This window comes from Leifsonia sp. McL0627 (assembly GCF_058244615.1).
On the sequence record NZ_JBZCGM010000002.1, the window covers coordinates 1,269,204 to 1,290,759 of the forward strand.

22 protein-coding genes are annotated in these 21,556 nt (G+C 67.7%); 12 read left to right on the forward strand and 10 right to left on the reverse strand.

Going from position 1 to position 21,556, the window contains the following annotated elements:
- The gene (locus AC37TH_RS06710) at nucleotides 1-2,076 is read left to right on the forward strand and encodes an ABC transporter ATP-binding protein (protein WP_490763562.1); all 2,076 of its coding nucleotides are present in this window, start codon (nucleotides 1-3) and stop codon (nucleotides 2,074-2,076) included.
- A 51-nt stretch (nucleotides 2,077-2,127) separates the two neighbouring features.
- Nucleotides 2,128-2,889: a DUF805 domain-containing protein gene (locus tag AC37TH_RS06715; RefSeq protein ID WP_490763563.1), complete on the forward strand. Its 762-nt coding sequence runs from the start codon at nucleotides 2,128-2,130 to the stop codon at nucleotides 2,887-2,889.
- Nucleotides 2,890-2,972: 83 nt separating this feature from the next.
- Here the strand turns inward: AC37TH_RS06715 and AC37TH_RS06720 are convergent, their stop codons facing one another.
- A complete protein-coding gene (locus AC37TH_RS06720; RefSeq protein WP_490763564.1) occupies nucleotides 2,973-3,254 on the reverse strand; it encodes a Fe-S cluster assembly protein HesB in 282 nt (93 codons plus the stop codon).
- A gap of 147 nt (nucleotides 3,255-3,401) precedes the next feature.
- Between AC37TH_RS06720 and AC37TH_RS06725 the strand changes: the two genes are divergently transcribed.
- Nucleotides 3,402-3,599 carry a hypothetical protein gene (locus AC37TH_RS06725; RefSeq protein ID WP_490763565.1) on the forward strand — a complete coding sequence of 66 codons (198 nt, stop codon included), beginning with the start codon at nucleotides 3,402-3,404 and terminating at the stop codon, nucleotides 3,597-3,599.
- 32 nt (nucleotides 3,600-3,631) lie between these two features.
- On the opposite strand, the gene AC37TH_RS06730 is transcribed toward AC37TH_RS06725, so the two are convergent.
- Complete coding sequence (locus AC37TH_RS06730; RefSeq protein WP_490763566.1) at nucleotides 3,632-4,177, reverse strand: type 1 glutamine amidotransferase domain-containing protein; 546 nt, start codon at nucleotides 4,175-4,177, stop codon at nucleotides 3,632-3,634.
- 56 nt (nucleotides 4,178-4,233) lie between these two features.
- Between AC37TH_RS06730 and AC37TH_RS06735 the strand changes: the two genes are divergently transcribed.
- Nucleotides 4,234-5,058: an aldo/keto reductase gene (locus tag AC37TH_RS06735; protein ID WP_490763567.1), complete on the forward strand. Its 825-nt coding sequence runs from the start codon at nucleotides 4,234-4,236 to the stop codon at nucleotides 5,056-5,058.
- A 45-nt stretch (nucleotides 5,059-5,103) separates the two neighbouring features.
- Here AC37TH_RS06735 and AC37TH_RS06740 read toward each other — a convergent pair whose 3' ends face one another.
- Nucleotides 5,104-7,233 carry a S9 family peptidase gene (locus AC37TH_RS06740; protein ID WP_490763568.1) on the reverse strand — a complete coding sequence of 710 codons (2,130 nt, stop codon included), beginning with the start codon at nucleotides 7,231-7,233 and terminating at the stop codon, nucleotides 5,104-5,106.
- Nucleotides 7,234-7,242: 9 nt separating this feature from the next.
- Nucleotides 7,243-8,742 carry an FUSC family protein gene (locus tag AC37TH_RS06745; RefSeq protein ID WP_490763569.1) on the reverse strand — a complete coding sequence of 500 codons (1,500 nt, stop codon included), beginning with the start codon at nucleotides 8,740-8,742 and terminating at the stop codon, nucleotides 7,243-7,245.
- Between the two features lie 99 nt (nucleotides 8,743-8,841).
- Here AC37TH_RS06745 and AC37TH_RS06750 point away from each other — a divergent pair, with 99 nt between their 5' ends.
- Complete coding sequence (locus AC37TH_RS06750) at nucleotides 8,842-10,551, forward strand: glycoside hydrolase family 13 protein (RefSeq protein WP_490763570.1); 1,710 nt, start codon at nucleotides 8,842-8,844, stop codon at nucleotides 10,549-10,551.
- A 49-nt stretch (nucleotides 10,552-10,600) separates the two neighbouring features.
- On the forward strand, nucleotides 10,601-11,077 hold the full coding sequence (locus AC37TH_RS06755; protein ID WP_490763571.1) for an SRPBCC family protein: 477 nt from the start codon (nucleotides 10,601-10,603) through the stop codon (nucleotides 11,075-11,077).
- 68 nt (nucleotides 11,078-11,145) lie between these two features.
- Here AC37TH_RS06755 and AC37TH_RS06760 read toward each other — a convergent pair whose 3' ends face one another.
- The 4 genes from AC37TH_RS06760 to AC37TH_RS06775 all read right to left on the reverse strand — a co-directional run bounded on the left by AC37TH_RS06760 (nucleotide 11,146) and on the right by AC37TH_RS06775 (nucleotide 15,652).
- Nucleotides 11,146-11,679, reverse strand: coding sequence for a TetR/AcrR family transcriptional regulator (locus AC37TH_RS06760; RefSeq protein WP_490763572.1), 534 nt, complete (start codon nucleotides 11,677-11,679; stop codon nucleotides 11,146-11,148).
- Between the two features lie 228 nt (nucleotides 11,680-11,907).
- Nucleotides 11,908-14,211 (reverse strand): transglycosylase domain-containing protein, encoded by a 2,304-nt coding sequence (locus AC37TH_RS06765; RefSeq protein ID WP_490763573.1) that lies wholly within the window; start codon nucleotides 14,209-14,211, stop codon nucleotides 11,908-11,910.
- Nucleotides 14,212-14,296: 85 nt separating this feature from the next.
- Nucleotides 14,297-14,782 (reverse strand): MarR family winged helix-turn-helix transcriptional regulator, encoded by a 486-nt coding sequence (locus tag AC37TH_RS06770; RefSeq protein WP_490763574.1) that lies wholly within the window; start codon nucleotides 14,780-14,782, stop codon nucleotides 14,297-14,299.
- A gap of 327 nt (nucleotides 14,783-15,109) precedes the next feature.
- Complete coding sequence (locus AC37TH_RS06775; protein WP_490763575.1) at nucleotides 15,110-15,652, reverse strand: MarR family winged helix-turn-helix transcriptional regulator; 543 nt, start codon at nucleotides 15,650-15,652, stop codon at nucleotides 15,110-15,112.
- Nucleotides 15,653-15,819: 167 nt separating this feature from the next.
- Between AC37TH_RS06775 and AC37TH_RS06780 the strand changes: the two genes are divergently transcribed.
- The 5 genes from AC37TH_RS06780 (at nucleotide 15,820) to AC37TH_RS06800 (ending at nucleotide 19,080) form a co-directional block, all read left to right on the forward strand.
- Nucleotides 15,820-16,086: a hypothetical protein gene (locus tag AC37TH_RS06780; protein WP_490763576.1), complete on the forward strand. Its 267-nt coding sequence runs from the start codon at nucleotides 15,820-15,822 to the stop codon at nucleotides 16,084-16,086.
- A gap of 39 nt (nucleotides 16,087-16,125) precedes the next feature.
- A complete protein-coding gene (locus AC37TH_RS06785; protein WP_490763577.1) occupies nucleotides 16,126-16,281 on the forward strand; it encodes a hypothetical protein in 156 nt (51 codons plus the stop codon).
- A gap of 119 nt (nucleotides 16,282-16,400) precedes the next feature.
- On the forward strand, nucleotides 16,401-17,078 hold the full coding sequence (locus AC37TH_RS06790) for a PadR family transcriptional regulator (protein WP_490763578.1): 678 nt from the start codon (nucleotides 16,401-16,403) through the stop codon (nucleotides 17,076-17,078).
- Nucleotides 17,079-17,239: 161 nt separating this feature from the next.
- A complete protein-coding gene (locus tag AC37TH_RS06795) occupies nucleotides 17,240-18,256 on the forward strand; it encodes an ATP-binding cassette domain-containing protein (RefSeq protein WP_490763579.1) in 1,017 nt (338 codons plus the stop codon).
- Nucleotides 18,253-19,080 (forward strand): ABC transporter permease, encoded by an 828-nt coding sequence (locus AC37TH_RS06800; protein WP_490763580.1) that lies wholly within the window; start codon nucleotides 18,253-18,255, stop codon nucleotides 19,078-19,080. The genes AC37TH_RS06795 and AC37TH_RS06800 overlap by 4 nt, the downstream gene beginning before the upstream one ends.
- A gap of 148 nt (nucleotides 19,081-19,228) precedes the next feature.
- Here AC37TH_RS06800 and AC37TH_RS06805 read toward each other — a convergent pair whose 3' ends face one another.
- Both AC37TH_RS06805 and upp read right to left on the reverse strand, forming a co-directional pair.
- Nucleotides 19,229-19,984: a winged helix-turn-helix domain-containing protein gene (locus AC37TH_RS06805; protein ID WP_490763581.1), complete on the reverse strand. Its 756-nt coding sequence runs from the start codon at nucleotides 19,982-19,984 to the stop codon at nucleotides 19,229-19,231.
- Between the two features lie 424 nt (nucleotides 19,985-20,408).
- Nucleotides 20,409-21,041 carry a uracil phosphoribosyltransferase gene (gene upp, locus AC37TH_RS06810; protein WP_490763582.1) on the reverse strand — a complete coding sequence of 211 codons (633 nt, stop codon included), beginning with the start codon at nucleotides 21,039-21,041 and terminating at the stop codon, nucleotides 20,409-20,411.
- Nucleotides 21,042-21,083: 42 nt separating this feature from the next.
- Here upp and tadA point away from each other — a divergent pair, with 42 nt between their 5' ends.
- Nucleotides 21,084-21,551 carry a tRNA adenosine(34) deaminase TadA gene (gene tadA, locus AC37TH_RS06815; protein WP_490763583.1) on the forward strand — a complete coding sequence of 156 codons (468 nt, stop codon included), beginning with the start codon at nucleotides 21,084-21,086 and terminating at the stop codon, nucleotides 21,549-21,551.
- Nucleotides 21,552-21,556: the final 5 nt, after the last annotated feature.

The following is a 21,556-nucleotide window of genomic DNA, read 5'->3' on the forward strand; positions in this document are numbered from 1 at the left end:
ATGGCACGCGACAAGCGCGCAGACGACGTCCTCGAACGCGACGACGTCACCGCCCCCGAGGTCGAGGACCTCGAGTACACACCCACCGAGGCCGACGGCGACATGTTCGGCGGAACGCCCGCCAAGAAGGCGCAGCACTTCTGGCCGTCGCTGCGCCGCCTGCTCGGCCTCCTCCGGCCTGAGCGCGTGAAGTTCGCGTTCGTGGTCGGCCTCGTCGTGATCTCGGTCGTCCTCACGGTGATCGCACCCAAGATCCTGGGCTCTGCGATGGACGTCATCTACCGTGGCGTCCTGGGCAGGGCCCTTCCCGCCGATCAGTCGCTCGCGCAGCAGATCGACGCGGCGCGGACGGCTGGCAACGACCAGTACGCCGACATGCTCGCCAAGACCAAGCCCGTCCCCGGCGAGGGCATCGACTTCGTGCTGCTGAGCAGATACATCTTCATCGTGCTGGCCATCTACCTGGTCGCGTCGTTCCTGATGTGGGCGCAGGGCTACGTGCTCAACGCCCTCGTGATGCGCGTCGTCTACCGGCTGCGCGCCGACGTGGAGACCAAGCTGAACAGGCTCCCGCTCAGCTACTTCGACACCCGCCAGCGCGGCGACCTGATGTCGCGCGTCACGAACGACGTCGACAACATCCAGGCGGCGCTGCAACAGGCGTTCTCGCAACTGGTGCAGTCGGTGCTCACCGTGCTCGGCATCACCATCATGATGTTCATCGTGTCGTGGCAGCTGGCGCTGATCGCGCTCATCGCGCTGCCGCTGTCCGGCATCATCGCCGGGGTCATCGGCTCGCGGTCGCAGAAGCTCTTCGCTGCGCAGTGGAAGAACACCGGAACGCTCAACGGGCACATCGAGGAGTCGTACTCCGGCCTCGAACTGGTGCGCGCCTTCGGTCGCGACGAAGTGATGCTCGCCGAGTTCGACGAGCGCAACGAGAAGCTCTACCGGGCGTCCTTCGGCGCGCAGTTCGTCTCCGGCACGATCATGCCGGCGATGACCTTCGTCTCCTACCTCTCTTATGTGCTGATCGCCGTGGTCGGCGGTCTCCGCGTCGCGACGGGGCAGATGACCCTCGGAGACGCGACAGCGTTCATCCAGTACTCGCGCGAGTTCACCCAGCCGATCACCGAGGTCGCCAGCATCGCGAACATGCTCCAGTCCGGCGTCGCGTCGGCCGAGCGCACGTTCGAGTTCCTCGACGCGGACGAGCAGGAGCCGGACCAGGTCGCGGCCGAGCTTCCGGAGCGCACCGACGGTCACGTCGAGTTCGAGAACGTGTCGTTCAGCTACTCGCCGGCCACGCCCCTCATCGAAGACCTGTCGTTCTCGGTCGAGCCGGGCCACACGGTTGCGATCGTCGGACCGACCGGAGCGGGCAAGACCACCCTGGTCAACCTCGTGATGCGGTTCTACGAGCTCACCTCCGGGCGCATCCTGCTCGACGGCATCGACATCACCGAACTGGCGAGGGCCGAACTGCGGGAGCAGGTCGGCATGGTCCTGCAAGACGCGTGGCTGTTCGGCGGCACGATCCGCGAGAACATCCGCTACGGACGCCTCGACGCCACAGACGACGAGGTCGTCGACGCAGCCAAGGCCACCATGGTCGATCGCTTCGTCCGCCAGCTGCCAGACGGCTACGACACCGTGCTCGACGCGGACGGCGGCAGCGTCTCGGCCGGTGAGCGCCAGCTGATCACGATCGCGCGCGCCTTCATCGCGAACCCGTCGCTGCTCATCCTCGACGAGGCCACCTCCTCCGTCGACACCCGCACCGAGCTGCTCGTGCAGCAGGCGATGGCCGCTCTCCGCACCGATCGCACATCGTTCGTGATCGCCCACCGTCTCTCCACCATCCGGGATGCACACACCATCCTGGTCATGGAAGACGGCGCGATCGTCGAGCAGGGCAACCACACGGCTCTCCTCGCGCGCAAAGGCGCGTACTACGACCTCTACATGACGCAGTTCCGCGGAGAAGACGCGGAGGCCGACGCCGAACTGCTCGAAGCGGGCGGCGAATCGCCCGTCGCTGAAGTCGCCGGGGAGGGCGGTCCGTCCGCGAGCTAAGCTGACTGCCACCGGGGCCGTTCGGTGCCCCGACGCACGAGGGGGTTGTTCGTGAATCCGACCGTTCCGCTCTGGGCTCCGTACTACGGCGCGCCACTTGGCGCCGCGTTCACGCGGTTCTGGAAGAAGTACGCCCGATTCGACGGCCGGGCGAGCCGCAGCGAGTACTGGTGGTGGGCGCTCGCGAACGCGATCGTCATCGTCGTGCTCTACCTGCTCCTGCTCGTCCTCGGTCTCGCCGGTGCGTCCACCGACCAGAACGGCAACTCGGTTCCCGGACCTGGCCTCGCCGTCGGCGCCTTCCTGCTGGCCGCCTGGGGTCTCGCCACCCTCGTCCCCGGCATCGCCCTGTCGGCCAGGCGACTCCACGACGTGAACCTGAGCGGGTGGTTCCTGCTGCTCGTCCTCATCCCCAGCCTCGGCGGCATCGCCATCTTCGTCATGACCCTGCTTCCGCCGAACCCAGCGGGCGCCCGCTTCGACCGCCCAGACGGCGAAGTCCCCGGCTTTGTCCCCGTCGTCCCCGGAGCAGCCCTCCCGCCGCGCGACTACGGCTGGCCGCAGTCCCCGCTGCCGTACGCAGGACCCGCCGGCGGCCAGCCCCTCTACGCGTCACCGATCGGTTCGGAGCAGCCGTCGCCGCCACAGTGGCCTGCTCCGGGAGAGCCCCAGCAGCCTGCGCCCCAGCCGCCTGCGCCCGGTGCGCCGGGTGCGCCGCAGCCTCCTGTGGCACCCGAGCCTCCCGTGCAGCCTCCGGCCCCGCCGACCCAGCCTCCTGCGCCTCCGGCGCCACCTGCTCCGCCCACGCCGTAGCGCCACGCAGAGAACGGCCCCCGATGCCTGAGCACCGGGGGCCGTTCCGTTCGTGCCGCGTCCGTGGCACCGGATCGGGGTCGCTACGCGAGCGCGCCGATCGCAAAGCTGACGGCGCCCTGGTCGTCGACCTGGGCGTCGAGGATCTTGTCGTCGAGGGCGTCAGCCGCTCCCTCTTCCAGGAAGAGCCGGGCGCCGCCGGTCTCCACCACCTGATCGGCGGGCTCCGGGGCGGGCGCGACGGCCGCTGCGAACGAGGTGTTCTGGGGGTTGCTGCTGCTGATGCGCAGCCCTGCATCGTCCTGCGGGGCCTGCTCGGTGAGCGTCTTGACGATCGTGCTGGCGTTCTCTGTCAGGGTGAGCATGTGCTCTCCTTCCGTTTGGTTCCAGGAGTCGCCTACGTTCCCGCAGCCTCCACCATCACGCAAGGCCACAGACCGGCATTGCCAGGGAACACTCACCTGGACCGCTGACCTCTCCTCTCAGCCCCGAGGTTCCGCTACGCTCGCACGATGGATTCTTTGGTACCCGTCATCTGGTTGTGGCTCGCCATCATCACGGGAGGGCTCGCACAGGCGAAGGGCCGCTCCGGATGGACGTGGTTCGTCCTCGGCCTCCTCCTCGGTCCCATCGCAGCCACCTGGCTCGTCGCCTGGAAGCAGTTCCAGCCGGCCAAGCCGGACAGCCCGACCTCGCCAGCCGCGCCGTAGCTGAGGGCGAAACACAATCGCGAGGTCAAGGTCTATCCGCCGACCACCCGCACGAACTCCCGGTCGAACGCCGGCAGGTCGTCCGGCTTCCGTGACGACACCAGCGTGAACGGGCCGTCGTCCACCACGACCTCCTCGTCCACCCAGCGCGCCCCGGCGTTCCGATAGTCGGTCTGCAGGCTCGGCCAGCTGGTCAGGGTGCGATCGCCGACGACGCCGGCTTCCACGAGCACCCAGCCGCCGTGGCAGATCACCCCGATCGGTTTGCCCGCCGCAGCGAACGCCGCGACCAGGGCCACCGCATCCGGTTGCGTTCGCACCTGGTCGCCGTTCGCCACACCGCCGGGGAGCATCAGCGCGTCGAAATCGTCCGCAGAGGCCTCGGCGGTAGTCACGTCGACCGGGAAGCTGTCCGCGGGGGTCAGATGATTGAACGCCTGCACATCGCCGGCCTTCTCGGAGACCAGCGTCGGGGTGCCACCGCTGGCGGCGACCGCCTTCCACGGCTCGACCAGTTCCGCCTGCTCGATGCCCTCCGCCGCGACCAGGAACGCGACTCGTTTTCCGTCCATTGCCATGTCTTCCTCCTTCGTCCGACCCCACCTGTACTCCGTCGACGCGGCAGAATGAACCCATGGCGAGCATTCCGGACCTTCTTCTCAACGACGGCAACCGCATCCCGCAGCTGGGCTTCGGCGTGTACAAGATCCCCGAAGCCGAGACGGCGGAGGCGGTGCTCACCGCCATCGACGCCGGGTACCGGCACATCGACACCGCCGCGTTCTACGACAACGAGCGGGGTGTCGGAGACGGCGTCCGCCGCAGTGGCCTCGACCGCGACGAGGTGTTCGTCACCACCAAAGTCTGGTGGGACCAGAACGGCTACGACAGCACGCTCCGGTCGTTCGACCAGAGCCTCGAACGGCTCGGCTTCGACACGGTGGACCTGTTCCTCATCCACTGGCCGGCACCGAAGAACGACAAATACGTCGACACCTGGCGGGCCCTCGAGACGATCCGGGATGAGGGGCGAGCCAGGTCGATCGGGGTCGCCAACTTCCACATCCACCACCTCGAACGACTCGCACGCGAGACGGACACCGTCCCCGCCGTCAACCAGGTGGAGCTGCACCCGTGCCTGCCCCAGCGCGACGTGCGCGCCTACGACACGGCGAACGGCATCGTCACCGAGGCGTGGTCTCCGCTCGCCCGCGGACGCATCCTCGGCAACGAGCCGCTGGCGCGCATCGCCGAGAAGCACGGCGTGACGCCGGCGCAGGTCGTGATCCGCTGGCAGGTCCAACTCGGCAACGTGGTGATCCCGAAGTCGGTCACCCCCGACCGCATCCGCCAGAACCTCGACGTGTTCTCGTTCGCCCTCGACGCCGAAGACATCGCCGTCATCGCCACCCTCGAGTCCGGCGAACGCACCGGCCGCGACCCCGACGACCTCGGCTAGCAAGGGGACGTGCGCGCGCGACGGGACGCGACGCGACGGGAGCGGCTACTCGCCGGTGGGGTGGGCGCCGACGGCGTCGACGAGCCAGGCGTACGCGAACGCGCGCTCGCGCCACGCGGAGTAGCGGCCGGAGACGCCGCCGTGACCCGCCGCCATCTCGATTTTCAGCAGCGCGTCCGCCCCGACTTCGCGGAGGCGTGCGACCCACTTCGCCGGTTCGACGTAGAGCACGCGCGTGTCATTGAGGCTGGTGACCGCCAGGATGCGCGGATAGTGCGTCTCGTGCACGTTCTCGATCGGCGAGTACGACTTCATGTACGCGTACACTTCCTCGTCGTGCAGCGGGTCGCCCCACTCGTCCCATTCGATGACCGTCAGCGGCAACGACGGGTCCAGGATGCTCGTGAGCGGGTCGACGAAAGGCACCTCGGCGAGGATCCCCGAGAAGTACTTCGGGGCCAGGTTCGCGACGGCGCCCATCAGCAGCCCGCCCGCGCTTCCACCCTGGGCTGCCAGCCGGTCCGGTGACGTCCATCCGGTGTCGATGAGGTGGCGGGCACTGTCGACGAAGTCGGTGAACGTGTTCTTCTTGTGCAGCTTCTTGCCGTGCTCGTACCAGAGCCGTCCGAGCTCGCCTCCGCCGCGCACGTGCGCGATGGCGAACACGATGCCGCGGTCGAGCAGGCTCAGACGCGGGATTCCGAACGACGGGTCCATGCTCGCCTCATACGACCCGTAGCCGTAGAGCACGAGCGGCGCGGGCTCGCCCGGGGTCACCAGGTCGCGGCGGTAGACCAGCGAGATCGGGATGCGCGTCCCGTCTTTCGCGGTCGCCCACTCTCGCCGCTGCGCGAACAGCTCCGGATCGAACTCTCCGAGCACGGCCTGCTGCTTGCGCATCCGGAGCTCGCGGGTCCGGACGTCGTAGTCGTAGACGGTCGACGGGGTGACGAAACTGCCGTAGCCGAGTCGCAGTGTCGGTTGCGTCCACTCCGGGTTGCCGCCGGCGCCGACGGTGAACAGCTCTTCGTCGAAGTGCAGTTCGTGGAGGGTGTCGTCGTCGGTGCGGCCGTCCTCCGGCACGCAGGCGACGGCGATGCGGGTGAGGCCTTCGCGGCGGTATTCGACGGAGACGAAGTCGCGGAAAGCGTCGACTCCTTCCAGCCGCACATCTGGGTTGTGGGGGAGGAGCATGCGCCGTGCGCCCTGCGGGTCGTCGGCGGAGACGCTGACGAGCTCGAAGTTGACGGCGTCGTCGTTGTGGACGATCAGCAACCGGTCGCGTCCACCCACCACTGCGTGCTCGACGTCGTATTCGACGCCCTCCTTCCGCGGCCAGACCACGGCGAACTCGCCGGTCGGGTCGCTGGAGCGCAGCAGCCACGCCTCGCTGGTGATGTTCGACCCGGCCTCGATCACCAGGAAGTCCCGGCTGCGGGTGAGCCCGACGCCGATCCAGTAGCGCTCATCCGGCTCGTGGAACACCTGCGCGTCGGCCTCAGACACGTCGCCGACCCGGTGCCGCCACACCGTGTCCGGCCGCCAGGCGTCGTCCACTGTCGTGTAGAAGATGTACTCGCCGCTCTGGTCGAACAACGCCCCGGATGCGGTGTCCTCGATCTCGTCGGGGAACTCGACCCCGTCGTCCACGAGCGAGCGCACCCGGATCGTGTACCGCTCGTCCCCTTCCAGGTCGACCGCCCAGAGCAGCCGCGTGCCGTCGGCGCTCACGTCGAAGCTTCCGAGCGAGTAGAACTCGGTGCCCTCCGCCTCCACGTTGTCGTCGAGCAGGATCTGCTCGCCCGGCAGGCCGTTGCGCTGCGCATCCTCGTCGAGAGCTGGCGGCTCCCAGTCGTCCGCCGACACGATCGGCGCCCGGCAGTGGATCCCGTACTGCTTCCCCTCGACCGTCCTGGTGTAGTACCACCAGTCGCCCTCGCGAGTCGGAACGCTCAGGTCGGTCTCGCGGGTGCGCCCCTTGATCTCTTCGAAGATCTGCTCCTGCAGCAGCGACAGGTTCTCGGTGCGGGCGTTCGTGTACGCGTTCTCCTCGTGGAGGTGCGCGACGACGGCCGGATCGTCTTTGTCGCGCAGCCACTCGTAGTCGTCGATGTGCACGTCACCGTGGTGGATGCGTTCTGTCGGCTTCTTCGGCGTGATCGGCGGCGTGAGCATGGTTTCAGGCTACCGTCCGGCGCCCGGATCGCGTCCGTCGAGCTCGGCGGTCAGCGCGAGGAGCGCGGCGCGGAGGTCGGCGTAGTCGACGGGAGCCGCCAGACTCTTCCGTGCCCTCCCGACGGCCCGCCGCAGCCGGGCTGCGGATTCGGGATCGGCCGGGCTGGACCTCCCGGCCGCGAGTCGCGCATCCACTGCGGTGGGAAGCTCGCGCGCGACCTCGATGCAGTCGATCGCTCTGGTCGTCCGCCGCCCGGCAACGGCGCGGTGAGCGCTGTGCGCCGGCGCGAGCTGTTCGATCCTGGCAATGGATGCGCGGAACACGGCCACGCGATCGGCCAGCGGCGCATCGGGAACCCCCGCCACGTCAGGCCCGTCCGGCGCGAACACGGCCCCGAGCGAGACGAGCATGTCGGAGAACCGCCTGCGGGCCACATCCCCGGAGCGCACGGGCAGCACGAACCAGCTCGCCGCGATCCCGAGCGCTGCCCCTGCGACGATGGCGAGCATCCGCTCGATCAGCACCGCGCCGATCGAGCCGCCGGTCGGTGCGACGCCGAGCATTCCCTGCAGGAGGGCGACGGCCAGCGTGACGGTGAGCGCCCAGAACGCATAGCTGTACGTGCGCAGCCACGTGCCGATGAACAGTGCAACGAAGATGACGACCACGGCGAGGATCCCGGTCGGTTCGGCGACGAGCGAGAACGCGACAGCCACCACGGTTCCGCCGAGCGCGCCCGCCACCCGGAGTGCGCTCTTGTGCAGGACGTCGCCGCGCCCGCGATTGCCGGAGCAGACGATGAACGCCGTCAGCACGGTCCACATCGCGTGGTGGGGGAACAGCAGCCACCCGGCGACGAACGCGGCGGCGAGGGCGACGGCCATCTGCAGTGCCATCCGCGTGCTGGCGGGCAAGCGACGCGTAGTGGGTCTCGCCGGGCCGGCGGGCTCGCCGGGCGGCGCCACGGCTGGCTCGCCGGGCGGCGCCACGACAAGCTCGCTCTGCACCCCGACGCCGACCAGCACGCCGACCTCCCGCGCCAGCGCCACCCACGCGATGGCCACGGTGGATGCGGCGACCAGCAGGAGCAGATCCAGCCACCACCGCCCGGTCGGCTCGACCGCCCCCGGAGCGACCAGGATGGCCAGGAACGGCAGCGTGAGCAGCCCGCCGAGTCTGGCGATCCTTCCGCCGAACCTGCGCATCCAGATCGGCAGGCTCATCCCCGCGATGAACGCCGCCGCTCCGAAAGGAGGGACCGCGACCAGCAGCCACCCGACCCCGGCCGCCACCAGCCCGATCACCGGGAGCAGCGCAGCAGACCTGCCGAACTCGGCGCGCGACGCGAACGTGCGCCGCGACAGCGTGAGCGCGACGACCGTCGCGAGCACCGCCGTGCCGTACCCGCCGCCGGCGGCCACGGCGATCCACCACATGGTCGCGCACGCCCCGGCGGCCGCCGCGACGGTGATCAGGGCGGAGAGCCCGGCGCGGGCGGCGGAGTGCATGGGTGCATCTTCTCACCCGAGCCGAAGGAGACGTCGGACGAGGTGCTCACCCGCCAGGTGCCATCGTCGCCGAGTGGTCGTGCCGACTACTCTGAGCAGATGACCCAGAAGTGGTGGCAGTCTGCCGTCGTGTATCAGGTGTATCCGCGAAGTTTCGCCGACAGCAACGGCGACGGCATCGGCGATCTGCGCGGCGTCATCGACCATCTCGACCACCTGGATGCGCTCGGCGTCGACGTGGTGTGGCTCTCGCCGATCTACGCGTCGCCGCACGACGACAACGGCTACGACATCAGCGACTACCGCGCCATCGACCCGGCGTTCGGCAGTTTCGCCGACTTCGATGAGCTGCTACAGGAGATGCACGCCCGCGGCATGAAGCTCGTCATGGATCTCGTCGTCAACCACACGTCAGACGAGCACGCCTGGTTCGTCGAGTCGGCGTCGAGTGTGGACAGCCCCAAGCGCGACTGGTACTGGTGGCGACCTCCGCGCGAGGGGAAGACACCTGGCGAGCGCGGCGGCGAGCCGAATAACTGGGGCTCGTTCTTCTCCGGGCCGGCCTGGCAGCTCGACGCGGCGAGCGGCGAGTATTACCTGCACCTGTTCTCGCGCAAGCAGCCCGACCTCAACTGGGAGAACCCGGAGGTGCGGGACGCCGTCTACGAGATGATGAACTGGTGGCTCGACCGCGGCGTCGACGGGTTCCGGATGGACGTCATCAACCTGATCTCGAAAGTGCAGGATCTGCCGGACGGCACGGTCCCTCCCGGCGCTCTGTACGGAGACGGTTACCCGTTCTATGGGCAGGGGCCGCGCATCCACGAGTTCTTGCACGAGATGCACGAGCGGGTGTTCGCCGGCCGGGACGACCGTTACCTCACGGTGGGGGAGATGCCCGGTGTGACCATCGACCAGGCGCAGCTCTTCACCGATCCTGCGCGCGGCGAGCTCGACATGGTGTTCCAGTTCGAGCACGTCGATCTCGATCACGGGCCGGGCGGCAAGTGGGATCCCCGGCCCGCCAGCGTGCTCGCCCTCAAGCGGTCGTTCGGGAAGTGGCAGGACGGCCTGGCCGAGACGGGCTGGAACAGTCTGTACTGGAACAACCACGACCAGCCGCGCGTGGTCAGCAGGTTCGGCGACGACGGCGCGGCGCGCATCTCGTCTGCGAAGGCGCTCGCGACGGTGCTGCACCTCCAGCGCGGCACTCCGTACATCTACCAGGGCGAAGAGCTCGGGATGACCAATGTGCCGTTCAGCGGCGTCGAGGACTTCCGCGACATCGAGACCCTCAATCACTACGCTGAGGCCGTCGACGTGCTGGGAGCCCCGGCGGACGAGGTGCTCGCCGCACTCCGAACGACGAGCAGAGACAACGCCCGCACCCCGGTGCAGTGGTCGGATGCGCCGAACGCCGGTTTCACCACCGGCACGCCGTGGATCCCCGTCAACCCGAACTTCCGCGAGATCAATGCGGCCGCCGAGAGACGCGATCCTGACTCGGTGTTCGCGTACTATCGCCGGCTCATCGACCTTCGGCACGACGACGATCGGGTGTCCGACGGCACGCTGGAGCTGGTGCTTCCCGAGCATCCCCAGATCTTCGCGTACACCCGCACGAAGGGGTCGCGGCAGTTGCTCGTGCTGGTGAACCTGACCGGGGAGCGGGCCGACTATGAACTGCCGGACGCGGAGCGATGGGCGGGCGCGACGACCGTGCTCAGCAACGTCCGGGATGCGCAGGGCGGGGTCACAGGGACACTCGGGCCGTGGCAGGCGCTCGTGCTCTCCCGCGACGACGCCTGAACAGCACCGGTGAGGCCGCCGCGAACTGGTTGCCAGGATCGGCTCGAGGGTGTCTGATGATGCCCAGAAGCAGGGCGGAACCGAGGAGGCCCTCATGGGTAACTATGTCGCGCGCGCCGAAGCCGATGTGCGTGCGCCGCGTTCGGCGGTCTGGCGGGTGCTCACGTCCAACGGTGCGCATCCGGAGATCATGTTCGGGGCTGACATCGAGTCGGACTGGCGCATCGGAAGCCGCATCGTCTGGCGCGGCGAGTGGAAGGGGCGCACGTTCGAGGACCACGGCCGGGTGATCGAATTGCAGGAGCCGAGCAGGATCGTGCTCACCCACTTCAGTCCGCTCAGCGGCGCCGACGACGTGCCGGAGAACTATCACACGTTGCGGTTCGAACTGGATGAGACGCCAACCGGCACCCATGTGACGCTTGACCAGGACAACAACCCGACGGTGGATGCGGCGACCCACGCCAGGGAGAACTGGACGACGATGCTCGCCGGGGTGAAGGCGGTCGCCGAACGGGGAGCCTGAACCCGACCGGTACGTTCCGGACGCCGTGGCGCGACCGGCTTCGGCGCGACCGGCTACGGCCCGACCGGCTACGGCCCGACGGCCTCGCGAAGGTACGCACTCAGGAACACGTCGAACGCTGACACGGTCTTCTCCGTGTCTCCCGTGATCAGGAACCCGAAGTGGAGCCCGGCGACCGTGTCGGCGAGCCAGTGGGCGAGCACGTCCGCGCGCTTCTTCTCGATCCCGTGGCCGATGAGCCAGCGTCGGACGAGCGCAAGCCAATCGGTGAACGACGTCGTGATGCGGTTCCCGAGCTCCTCGTCGATCTGTTCCAGCGCTCCCGCCTCGAACTGCAGCCGGAGGCCGGTCAGGTTCCCTTCGCGGAGGGAGTGGCGGAACGCCGCGCGGTACCACTCGGCGAATTGATCGCGGTCGAACGCGACGATGTCGACGCCCGCTGAGGGCTCCGACTGCTGACGGACGCCCTCCTCCAGGATGGCGTCTATCATGTCTTGCCTCGAGCCGAAGTGGTAAACGAACGAGTACGTGCTCACGCCCAGTGCGCTCGCCAGGCTGCGGAAGGTCATCCGCGACAGAGGCTCGGTCGCGACATGTTCCATGATGCGACTCAAGAGCTCTGGCTTTCGGCTGGGGTCTGGCGTCCGTCCCACGCGATAACCCTAAACGAGTTGCCGCGAGAGGGGCAGGTAAATCAGGGTATAAAAGCCGGTATTCCAATATCAGTTCTGACGGGGGCCTCCGCGCTGCTCACTCGTGCGCCCCGACGCAGGGTGGATGCGGAGGCGCAGGGTGGATGAGGAGGCGCAGGGTGGATGAGGAGGAAGGAGCTATCCGTTGCCCTTGCCGCCGTTCCCGTTGCCGTTGCCATTCCCGTTCCCGGCACCGCCGGTGCCACCGCCGGTCGCAGGGGGCGCGGGGTTGACCGGCGCAGTGGGCGTCGGCGGCTTCGGCGCGACGGGCGCCTTCACATACTTCGCGCCAGGCGACGGGAACGCTGTCCCGCCGTAGACGGCGTTCAGTGCGGCCAGGATCGGCTTCGTGATCGCGAACTTGACGTTTCCGCCTCCGATGCCGTTGAACGACTGACTGCGGAGCGCGACGGCGCCTTCCACGTTGCCTACCCAGGTGGCCTGCGCGACCTTGGTGGTGGACGTGACGAGCCAGTTCTCCAGCGAGTCGTCCGTCGTGCCGGTCTTGCCGAAGATCGGGATGCCGTCGTTCGGGTTGGCCGAGGTCGCGGTACCTCCGCGCAGCACGCCCTGCAGCGCGTAGATCGCAGCGGCGGCGACGCCGGGGTCGATCGGAGTGGTGGAGCACTGCGTCTTGGGCACGGCGTGCTCGCTGCCGTCGGCGTTCAGGATCTTGTCGATCGCGATGGGGCTGCAAGCGACACCGTTGTTGGCGATGCCGGCGTACGCGGTGGCCATCGTGATCGGGGCGATGTAGTTGGTGCCGAGCACGGAGGACGGGTTGGCCCTGAGCGGGTTGGCCTGTTCGTCGGCACCGTGGACCAGCAGGTCCTGGGCGCGCTGCTTGATTCCGCAGAGGTCGAGCTTCGTGGCCATCTGCGCGAAGATCGAGTTGATCGACTGGGCCGTGGCGTTCATCACCGTGGTGCTGCCGACCGACTCGCCTTCGTCGTTGGAGACCGGCCACGGAGCGCCGCCGATGTCGTTGCACGGATCGCTCTCGTGGAACGCCGACTGCGGGAAGAGGTGCTGCGTGCCGTTGACGGTGTCGTAGAGGGAGTGCCCCTCCTGCAGCCATTCGAGCAGGTCGAACGCCTTGTACGCCGATCCGGTCTGGAAGCCTTCCGAGCCGCCGTCGACGTAGTCGGTGTTGTAGTTGACCGCTGTGGTCGCCGGAGACGGATTCGCCGTATTGTCGTACGGCCTGTTCTGCGCCATGGTGATCACGCGTCCTGTGCCGACCTCGACGGAGACGTTGGACGAGCCGAGGTCGAGGTATGGGCTCGCCGGCGGGATGTACGCGGCGATGGATGCCTGCGCCGCTCCCTGCAGGTCGAGGTTGAGGGTGGTGTAGATCTTCAGGCCGCCGCGGTTGAGGAAGCTGCTGCGGTCGTCGCTCGTCTTGCCGAAGATCGTGTTGTTCTCGATCTGGCGCTCGACGTAGTCGCAGAAGAACGCCGCGTTGAACTGCTGCGCCGTCATGCAGCCGTTCTGCACAGGCGAGATCTTCGGCTCGACCTTGGTCGCCTTGGCCGCGTCGTGCTCCTCTTTGGTGATCTTGCCGTTGGCGAGCATCCGGTCGAGCACGTAGTTGCGGCGCTCCAGCGTGGCCTTGTATCCGTTGGCGGCGCCGTTGTCTTTGCTGGTCGGCTGGTCGATGCGCAGGTTGTCCGGGTTGTTGAGGATGGCGACGAGCGTTGCGGCCTGCTGCAGATTGAGAGCTTTCGCAGAGACGCCGAAGTAGTACTCGGCCGCCGACTGGACCCCGTAGGTCCTGCCGCCGAACAGTGCGATATTCAGGTAGCTCTGCAGGATCTGGTTCTTGGTGTATTCCTTCTCGAGCCCGATCGCGTACCGCATCTCCTTGAGCTTGCGGACGGGGTCAACCTTGGTGGCGTCGTTGTAGCAGGACTCGTAGGCGGTCAGCTGCTTCTTCTGCACGGCCGCCGTGGCTGTGACGTCGGGCTGCTTGTTCTCACAGCGCTGCACCAGGATGTTCTTGACGTACTGCTGCGTGATGGACGAGCCGCCCTGCACATCTTTGTGGAGGGCCGTGAGCATCGCGCCGCGGATCGAGCCGGTGACATCGACACCGCCGTGTTCGTAGAAGCGTGGGTCCTCCGTGGCGATGGCGGCGTCTTTGAGGTTCTGCGAGATGTCGTCCCAGCCCACCTCGACGCGGTTCTGAGAGTAGAAGGTCGCGATCGGGACGTCTTTGCCTCCGGCCTTGGCATACATCGTCGACGCCTGGGCCAGCGGCTCGACCTTGATGTACTCAGGGAGACCGTCGAACACGCCGATGGTGGAGTCTGCTGCCGACCCGGTGAGCGCCACCGCCGGTGTGACGGCTGCGGCGCTGAGCACGCCGGCCACGGCGCTGAGCGCCACGAACCCCAGGAGCGCGGGCGCCCATCCCCATTTGCTGCGACCCGAAGATTTCATGGCGTCATGATACGCGGCGAGTGCCGGGGTTTCACCGGGACACCCGTCAGGTTGGGGACAGTCACGGCTTGTGGAGAGTTCGTGGTCACGCGTCGCGGAGTTTGTCGCAGAGTTCGACGAGCCGTTCGAGCTCCGCCGCGTCGAGTCGTCCGCCGACGCGATCGGTGATCGTTCGCATGTGCTCGACGGCGACCCTCCGGAACATCTCGAAGCCGGAGTCCGTGAGCCGGATGACGGTGCCGCGTGCATCCGACGGCTCCGGGCACTTGGCGACCAGGCCCCGCGCGACCAGCCTGTCGACCAGGCGGCTCACGCTCGGCTGCGTCAGCAGCACGTGCTTGTTGAGGTCGCGCAAGCGCAGTGAGCGGTCGGGCTGCCTGGACAGGTTGAACAGCACGTCGTACTCGTTGAAGGAGATGTCTTTGGTCGGGAACTCGGCGGCGAGGCTGCGCATCACGGCGACCTGGGCGCGGAACAGCGATTCCCACGCCGAGACGGCGTTGACGCGTGCCGTCGCCCGCTCTCCGGTGCGTGATCGTTCGCCGGTGCGTGTCCGCTCGTCTGAACGCATGATGCTGTGGCCTCCTCGGGTGGACGAATGCTCGATGCATTCGCATCCTTCCACCAACGGGTGACAGTTCCATCCGTGCCAGCACGGGGATGATCACGCGCCGTTAAGGATTGAGGGCCGGCCGCAGAGGCTAGCGGCCGGCCCTCTCCCTTGCACCAAGAGTGTCCTGCAATCACATTCCGCGCTTCGCTGCCACAGCAAACAACTAACGCTCTTGAACTATATAACGAAGAGGTAACGGGCGGTAGTTATCTGTTCGTTATTTTTGCTGCGAGTTTTCTATGTGTGGCTTTCGGCGGTCACAGGAGGGCCTGCGAAGCGGGCGGATCAGCGCTGAGGGCGGCGGGAGGGCGTGTTGACGGGGGCCGGCGACGCGTCGATGCGGTCGACCACGTCGCGCAGCCGCTCGAGGAACGCGACGATCGTGGCCGCGTCCGCGTCGGAGAGCACGCCGGCGACGTCGATCAGCTCTTCCCGGAGGTCGCCGAGAATGGCGCGCTGCAGCTGGTCCCTCGGTGCCGTCGGCACGATGATCAGCGCGCGCCGATCGAACGGGCTCGGCTCGCGCCGCACGTGACCAGCCTTTTCGAGCCGATCGAGAAGGATCGTGATGGAGGAGCTCTGCACTCCGAGGTAGTCTGCGAGCTCCTTCGGCCCGACGCTCACGCCCCGCTCGTGCGCGCGGAGTAGATAACGCAGGGCGGAGATGTCGTTCTCGCCCATCCGCATGGCGTGCTCCGAGCGCCGTTGCATCGCCGCGTCGGCTGCTCCGTACGCCCGCATTGCTTCCAGGACGGCGACAGCGCGCTGTCGCTCGGCCTCCGGGTGACGCACGTTCTGAGGCGTCGAACCGTTGGTGTCCGTCGTCATGCACTAGATGATAGACCAACTACAAGTTAGGTGATCTAGCTATCCCTGACCCGAGCTAGTAACGCATCGAGTATGCCAAATCAACCCCCTCGGCCGGATTTGTCTCGATTCCTGACTAACTAGAGAATCTAGTTATTCAGACCATCGAGAGCTCGAAAGGGCACATCATGACGATCGCGACAGTCGCCCGCGACACCGAATACATCACCTGGCGGGTCCCGGCCGAGGGGCTCTGGGTTGCCGAGACGCCCACCGCATACCTGGGGATGGTCGATCGAGGCCGCGATGGATTCATCAGCACCAGCAGCACCGGCCGCGACCTCGGCGTCTTCGAAACGCTCGCCGAAGCGCAGCGCGCCGTGTATCGGACGTGGGCCACGCCGGAGCCGGCGCCCCGCGCAGGCTGGTTGTTCCGCTCGCGCGCAGCGCACTAGTCCTTCCCTCGACCACCCCACCAACAAGGAAAGAGAATCATGCTCGCCCTCATCATCGTCCTGCTCGTCATCTGGGCCATCCTCGCCGTGCTCGGCTTCGCTGTCAAAGGGCTCCTCTGGCTCGCGATCCTCGGCCTTGTCTTCTTCGTGATCACGGCGATCGTCGGCTTCATCCGCCGCAAGAGCAGGGCCTGACCCGCAGGGAGAAATGGCGGATCGCCCGGCGCACCAGCGCCGGGCGATCCGCTTTTTGTCGTGCCAGTGGACAGATCACTCGAAAGCGAATACTCTAAACAAAGTATTCGGAGGTGAGTATGACGAAGCGAGCGATCTCGAACCCGCTGGCCCTGGCGGTGCTGTCCTGCCTGTGGGAGCGGCCGATGTATCCGTACGAGATGACCACGTCGATGCGCGAGCGCGGCAAGGAAGACAGCATCCGCCTCAACTTCGGTTCGCTCTACGCGGTCATCAAGTCGCTGGAGAAGCACGGCTTCATCGTCGCGACGCAGACCGAGCGTGAGGGCAACCGTCCGGAGCGCATCGTCTACGAGATCACCGACGCCGGGCGCCAGGAGGCGGACGAGTGGCTGAGCGAGCTCATCGACACCCCTGTCAAGGAGTACCCCGCCATCGAGACCGGGCTGTCGCTCCTGCCGATGCTCCCTCCGCAGACCGCGCTCGAACTCCTCGAGAAGCGGGTGGGGCGTCTCGACGACGAGATCGCCGACCGGCACCGCCAGCTCGACGAGATCGACGACAGCCTTCCCGAGCTGTTCATGGTCGAATTCCACTACCGCCAGGCGGTGCTGGATGCGGAGCGCGCGTACATCGCGGGGCTCGCCTCGCGCATCCGGGATCGGTCGATCGGCGGCATCGAGATGTGGGAGGGGCTCCACGAGCTGCTCCGCCAAGGACTCAGCATGGCCGACATCCAGCAGCGGGTGTCGGCGGGCGACTTCGGGCAGGAGGTGGCCGACCTGCTGGGCGGTTAGAGCTGCACCACAACGAAGTGATGGCCGGAGAGCGGCAACTCTCCGGCCATCCAAACCCCAGTCGTTCCGTGAGGAACCTGCGTCAACAGTCACCGAGGGTCCATCTCCAATGGTATCGCGCGGGTTTCCCACGAACGGCTTCACTCAGAAAGGAAGCCATCGTGGCAACCGAAAACCCGTCGGCGCTCATCGCCGACGACCTCAAGAAGTCCTACAGCACGGGCAGGGGCAAGCCGCCTGTTCGCGCCATCGACGGGCTCAGCTTCACCGCTGAGACCGGAACCGTCTTCGGGCTGCTCGGCCCGAACGGCGCAGGCAAGTCCACCACCATCAAGGTCCTCTCGACCCTGGCGCGCGCCGACTCCGGCCGTGCTGTCGTCGCGGGGATCGACGTCGCCAAACATCCGGGACGGGTGCGACGCTCCATCGGCTTCGTCGCGCAGAAGTCGGTCGCCGACCCGGTGGACACCGGCGCGGAGAACCTCGTGCTCGCCGGGCGGCTGCAAGGCCTGTCCGCCCGGGATGCACGTGCCAGGGCGGCCGACCTGCTCGACCGGTTCGGGCTGACCGAGCACGCCACCCGCCAGGTCAAGACGTACTCGGGCGGCATGGCCCGCAAGCTGGATGTCGCGATCGGCCTGATGCACCGGCCCGCCGTGCTGTTCCTGGACGAGCCGACCACCGGCCTCGACCCGGAGGCGCGCGCCGAACTCTGGGCGGAGATCGAGCGGATGACCGCCCACGAGCACCTGACGGTGCTGCTCACGACGCACTACCTGGAGGAGGCGGACAGGCTCGCCAAGCGGCTCGCCATCGTCGACAGAGGGAAGGTCGTGACCGCGGGAACCCCGGAAGAGCTCAAGAACGACCTCCGCGGCGACGCCGTCATCGTCGAACTCACCAGCGAGGGCGACCCGTTCGCGGCGCTCGAAGCCCTCAACCGGGTGGATGCGCTCAGCGAGATCGGCGAAGACGGACGCACCCTGCGTGCCCGCGCCGACAGCGGAGCCGCGACGCTCCCGCTCGCGCTCGCTGCCCTGGATGCGGCGGGCGTCGCCGTCGCGTCCGCGACCGTCGCGAGGCCCAGCCTCGACGACGTCTACCTGCGGCACACCGGCCGCACCCTCACGAAAGCTCAGGAATCCGCGCAGGACAAAGCATCGGAGAACGCATCATGACCGCCATCGCACCCACCCGCATCCAGTCGGAGCGCACGGCGTCAGGGCCGTCGTTCTTCACCCACACCGTCGTGCTGACCGCGCGGCTGCTCAGGGCGGCCTGGCGGATGCCGGTGTTCCTGGTGATGAACCTGGTGCAGCCGATCATCTGGCTGCTGCTGTTCGGGCAGCTGTTCAAGGCGGTCGTGGAGATCCCCGGGTTCGGCAACGGGCAGAGCTATCTGGAGTTCCTGACACCCGGCATCGTGATGATGATGGCGCTGTTCGGCAGTGCGTGGTCGGGGACGGTGTACATCCAGGACATGCAGCGCGGGGTGATGGACCGGTTCCTCACGTCGCCGACCAGTCGCGCCGCGATGATCGTGTCGACGCTCGTGTACCAGTCGATCCTCGCGGTGTGCCAATCGTTGATCGTCGTGGGCATCGCGTTCTGGGCGGGCGCCCGGTTCGAGGGCGGCTTCGTCGGGATCGTGCTGCTGCTGCTCGCGGTGGTGCTGCTGACCGCGGTCTTCTGCTCGCTGTCGAACGCCGTCGCGCTGCTCGCTCAGGACCAGACGGCGCTGATCGGGATCTCGCAGCTCATCACGCTTCCGCTGATGTTCCTCAGCTCGGCGATCATGAACACCAAGCTGTCGCCCGAGTGGGTGCAGAACGTGGCGGCGTACAACCCGTTCGAGTGGGCGGTGATCGTTGGCCGCCAGGCGCTGAGCGCGCATCCGGACTGGTCGTCGCTCTGGGCCCACGTCGGCCTGCTCGCGGCTCTCGCCGTCGTCATGGCCGCCCTGGCGACCTCCGCCTTCCGCGCCTACCAGCGCTCGGCCTGACCACACGCCCGGGTCCCCACATAATCGAGTCCGGACTTATGCACGCGACACGCCGAGTGGCACCGTGCATAAGTCCGGACTCGATGGCGTCGGAACGGGTGGGGACGGGTTGGAACGGTCGGAACGGGTCGGAACGGGTTGGAACGGCTTAGAAGAGGTCGGGGGAGGGTGCGGACGCGTGACGGATGGAGACGTCGGCGTGACGGTCGAAGCGGTAGCCGACGCCGCGCACCGTGCGCACGATGTCCTCATAGCGTCCGAGCTTCGAACGCAGGCGGCGGACGTGCACGTCGATGGTGCGCTCGTTCGGCACCTCGTCGTCGGCCGAACCCCACAGCGACGAGATCAGCTCGGCCCGCTCGATGGTGCGGCCCTCGCGGAGCACGAGGTACTGCAGCAGCTCGAACTCCTTATAGGTGAGCGCGGCGGTCTGGTTGTCGAGGATGAGGCGCTTGCGCGAGATGTCGACGACGACGCCACCGGATGCGCGGTCCTCGTCCTCCTCCGGCGTCACCTGGTGGCGGTGCTTGGCGATGGCGGAGGGGTCCTGCAGGGCGAGGCGGACCACGTCCACGTCGCGTCCGCCGGCACCCTCCGGGGCGAGCGCGACGGCGGCGTATGTCTCGGCGGACGGGGCGATCTCGGCGGTGAGGCGCTTGAGCGCTTCGACGATGCGGCCGAGGTCGGTGCCGGCAGCGGCGGCCTTCGCCTCGTCGATGCCGACGTAGAGGACGAAGCCGCGGGCCTCTGTGCCGTTCGGCACGGCGCGGATCTGCGGGGCGGAAGCGGCGGGCGCTGCGGCCGCCTGGACGGCGGGTGCCTGGACGGCGGGCGCCTGGACGGCGGGGGCGGCGGCGAGGTGACGGCTGGGGGTGTACGCGGTGTCGATGGTTGCCAGAGACATGGGATGAGTCCTTTGATGATGATGCGGTGAATCCCCTGCCGGATACGGCGTCCCCGGTGGCGTCGAAGCGTTCGACGAGCTGAGGTGAGTGGCGGGGTGCGAGGATTCGCGAATTCGTGTTGGGCCTGGAAGCGGCCTGTGCGCAGATGCGTGAGTGTGGCGCATCCGGGGAGCTCGTCAGCCCGGTCCCGACTCAGTGGGTCGGCGGGCGGGTGGCTCGGCGAAGGGTCGTCAGATTAGCGACACATTCGGCAACACATGACCGTGTCGCGGCCGGGCATCATCATGCCGGCATCCCCAGGGGCCTCGAAGGAGGTCAGGGTACGCGAGTTGTCAGTCATGCATTGAAGTAAAGCGCCCCATGTCGCCTCGTGTCAAATCATTACGCATTATTGCGTCCAGCGTCGGCCCCGCCAGAAGGCGACTAGACCGTGCCGTAGAGGCGGTCGCCGGCGTCGCCGAGACCGGGGACGATGTAGCCGTTCTCGTTCAGGCGCTCGTCGAGGGCGCCGAGGACGATGGTCACGTCGCGGCCCTCCGTCGCCTTCTCGAGGGCGGCGATGCCCTCCGGAGCGGCCAGGATGCAGATCGCGGTGACATCGACGGCCCCGCGCTTGAACAGGAACTCGATGGCGGCACCGAGCGATCCGCCCGTCGCGAGCATCGGGTCGAGCACGAAGCACTGGCGGTCGGACAGGTCGTCCGGCAGGCGCTCGGCGTACGTGGTCGGCTCGAACGTGACTTCGTTGCGCGCCATGCCGAGGAACCCGACCTCGGCGGTGGGCATCAGGCGCACCATGCCCTCGAGCATCCCGAGCCCTGCGCGCAGGATGGGGACGACGAGCGGCCGCGGCTGGGTGAGGGTGACGCCGATGGTGGTGGTCACCGGGGTTTCGATCTCGACGGGTTCCACCTTGACGGCGCGCGTTGCCTCGTAGGCGAGCAGCGTCACCAGCTCTTCGGTGAGAGCGCGGAACACCGGAGATGGGGTGTGCTTGTTGCGCAACACCGTCAGCTTGTGGGTGATGAGGGGGTGGTCGGCAACGTGCACTCGCATAGGCTCAAGGCTAACCGACGTTTCACCCGTGAGGAGTGCCGAGTGAGCCTGGCCGTGCCCGACGACTACGAGCAGTGGATGCGCCGCGCCATCGCGGACGCCAGACTCGCCTTCGGTACGGGTGACGTCCCCGTCGCCGCGCTGGTCCTGGATGAGCAGGGCACCGTGATCGGGACCGGCCGCAACGAGCGCGAGCTGCACCACGATCCGACGGCGCACGCCGAGGTGCTCGCCCTGCGCGAGGCCGCCGCATCCCGCGACGACTGGCACCTGGAGGGATGCACGCTCGTCGTCACCCTCGAACCATGTGTGATGTGCGCGGGAGCGGTGCTCGCCGCGCGCGTGCCGCGGGTGGTGTTCGGGGCGTGGGACGAGAAGGCGGGTGCTGCAGGATCGGTGTACGACGTGCTGCGCGACCGGAGGCTGAATCACCGGGTAGAGGTGTACGCGGGCGTGCTCGCCGAGGACTGCGCCGACCTGCTGCTGGACTTCTTCCGCGCCAAGCGCTGAGGGGC

Excerpts from the sequence above, each read along its gene's own strand:
- AC37TH_RS06710 (WP_490763562.1), top strand. The coding sequence starts at position 1 with ATGGCACGCGACAAGCGCGCAGACGACGTCCTCGAACGCGACGACGTC.
- AC37TH_RS06720 (WP_490763564.1), bottom strand. The coding sequence starts at position 3,254 with ATGCTCACCCTGACAGAGAACGCCAGCACGATCGTCAAGACGCTCACC.
- AC37TH_RS06725 (WP_490763565.1), top strand. The coding sequence starts at position 3,402 with ATGGATTCTTTGGTACCCGTCATCTGGTTGTGGCTCGCCATCATCACG.
- AC37TH_RS06730 (WP_490763566.1), bottom strand. The coding sequence starts at position 4,177 with ATGGCAATGGACGGAAAACGAGTCGCGTTCCTGGTCGCGGCGGAGGGC.
- AC37TH_RS06735 (WP_490763567.1), top strand. The coding sequence starts at position 4,234 with ATGGCGAGCATTCCGGACCTTCTTCTCAACGACGGCAACCGCATCCCG.
- AC37TH_RS06740 (WP_490763568.1), bottom strand. The coding sequence starts at position 7,233 with ATGCTCACGCCGCCGATCACGCCGAAGAAGCCGACAGAACGCATCCAC.
- AC37TH_RS06745 (WP_490763569.1), bottom strand. The coding sequence starts at position 8,742 with ATGCACTCCGCCGCCCGCGCCGGGCTCTCCGCCCTGATCACCGTCGCG.
- AC37TH_RS06750 (WP_490763570.1), top strand. The coding sequence starts at position 8,842 with ATGACCCAGAAGTGGTGGCAGTCTGCCGTCGTGTATCAGGTGTATCCG.
- AC37TH_RS06760 (WP_490763572.1), bottom strand. The coding sequence starts at position 11,679 with ATGGAACATGTCGCGACCGAGCCTCTGTCGCGGATGACCTTCCGCAGC.
- AC37TH_RS06765 (WP_490763573.1), bottom strand. The coding sequence starts at position 14,211 with ATGAAATCTTCGGGTCGCAGCAAATGGGGATGGGCGCCCGCGCTCCTG.
- AC37TH_RS06770 (WP_490763574.1), bottom strand. The coding sequence starts at position 14,782 with ATGCGTTCAGACGAGCGGACACGCACCGGCGAACGATCACGCACCGGA.
- AC37TH_RS06775 (WP_490763575.1), bottom strand. The coding sequence starts at position 15,652 with ATGACGACGGACACCAACGGTTCGACGCCTCAGAACGTGCGTCACCCG.
- AC37TH_RS06780 (WP_490763576.1), top strand. The coding sequence starts at position 15,820 with ATGACGATCGCGACAGTCGCCCGCGACACCGAATACATCACCTGGCGG.
- AC37TH_RS06785 (WP_490763577.1), top strand. The coding sequence starts at position 16,126 with ATGCTCGCCCTCATCATCGTCCTGCTCGTCATCTGGGCCATCCTCGCC.
- AC37TH_RS06790 (WP_490763578.1), top strand. The coding sequence starts at position 16,401 with ATGACGAAGCGAGCGATCTCGAACCCGCTGGCCCTGGCGGTGCTGTCC.
- AC37TH_RS06800 (WP_490763580.1), top strand. The coding sequence starts at position 18,253 with ATGACCGCCATCGCACCCACCCGCATCCAGTCGGAGCGCACGGCGTCA.
- AC37TH_RS06805 (WP_490763581.1), bottom strand. The coding sequence starts at position 19,984 with ATGTCTCTGGCAACCATCGACACCGCGTACACCCCCAGCCGTCACCTC.
- upp (WP_490763582.1), bottom strand. The coding sequence starts at position 21,041 with ATGCGAGTGCACGTTGCCGACCACCCCCTCATCACCCACAAGCTGACG.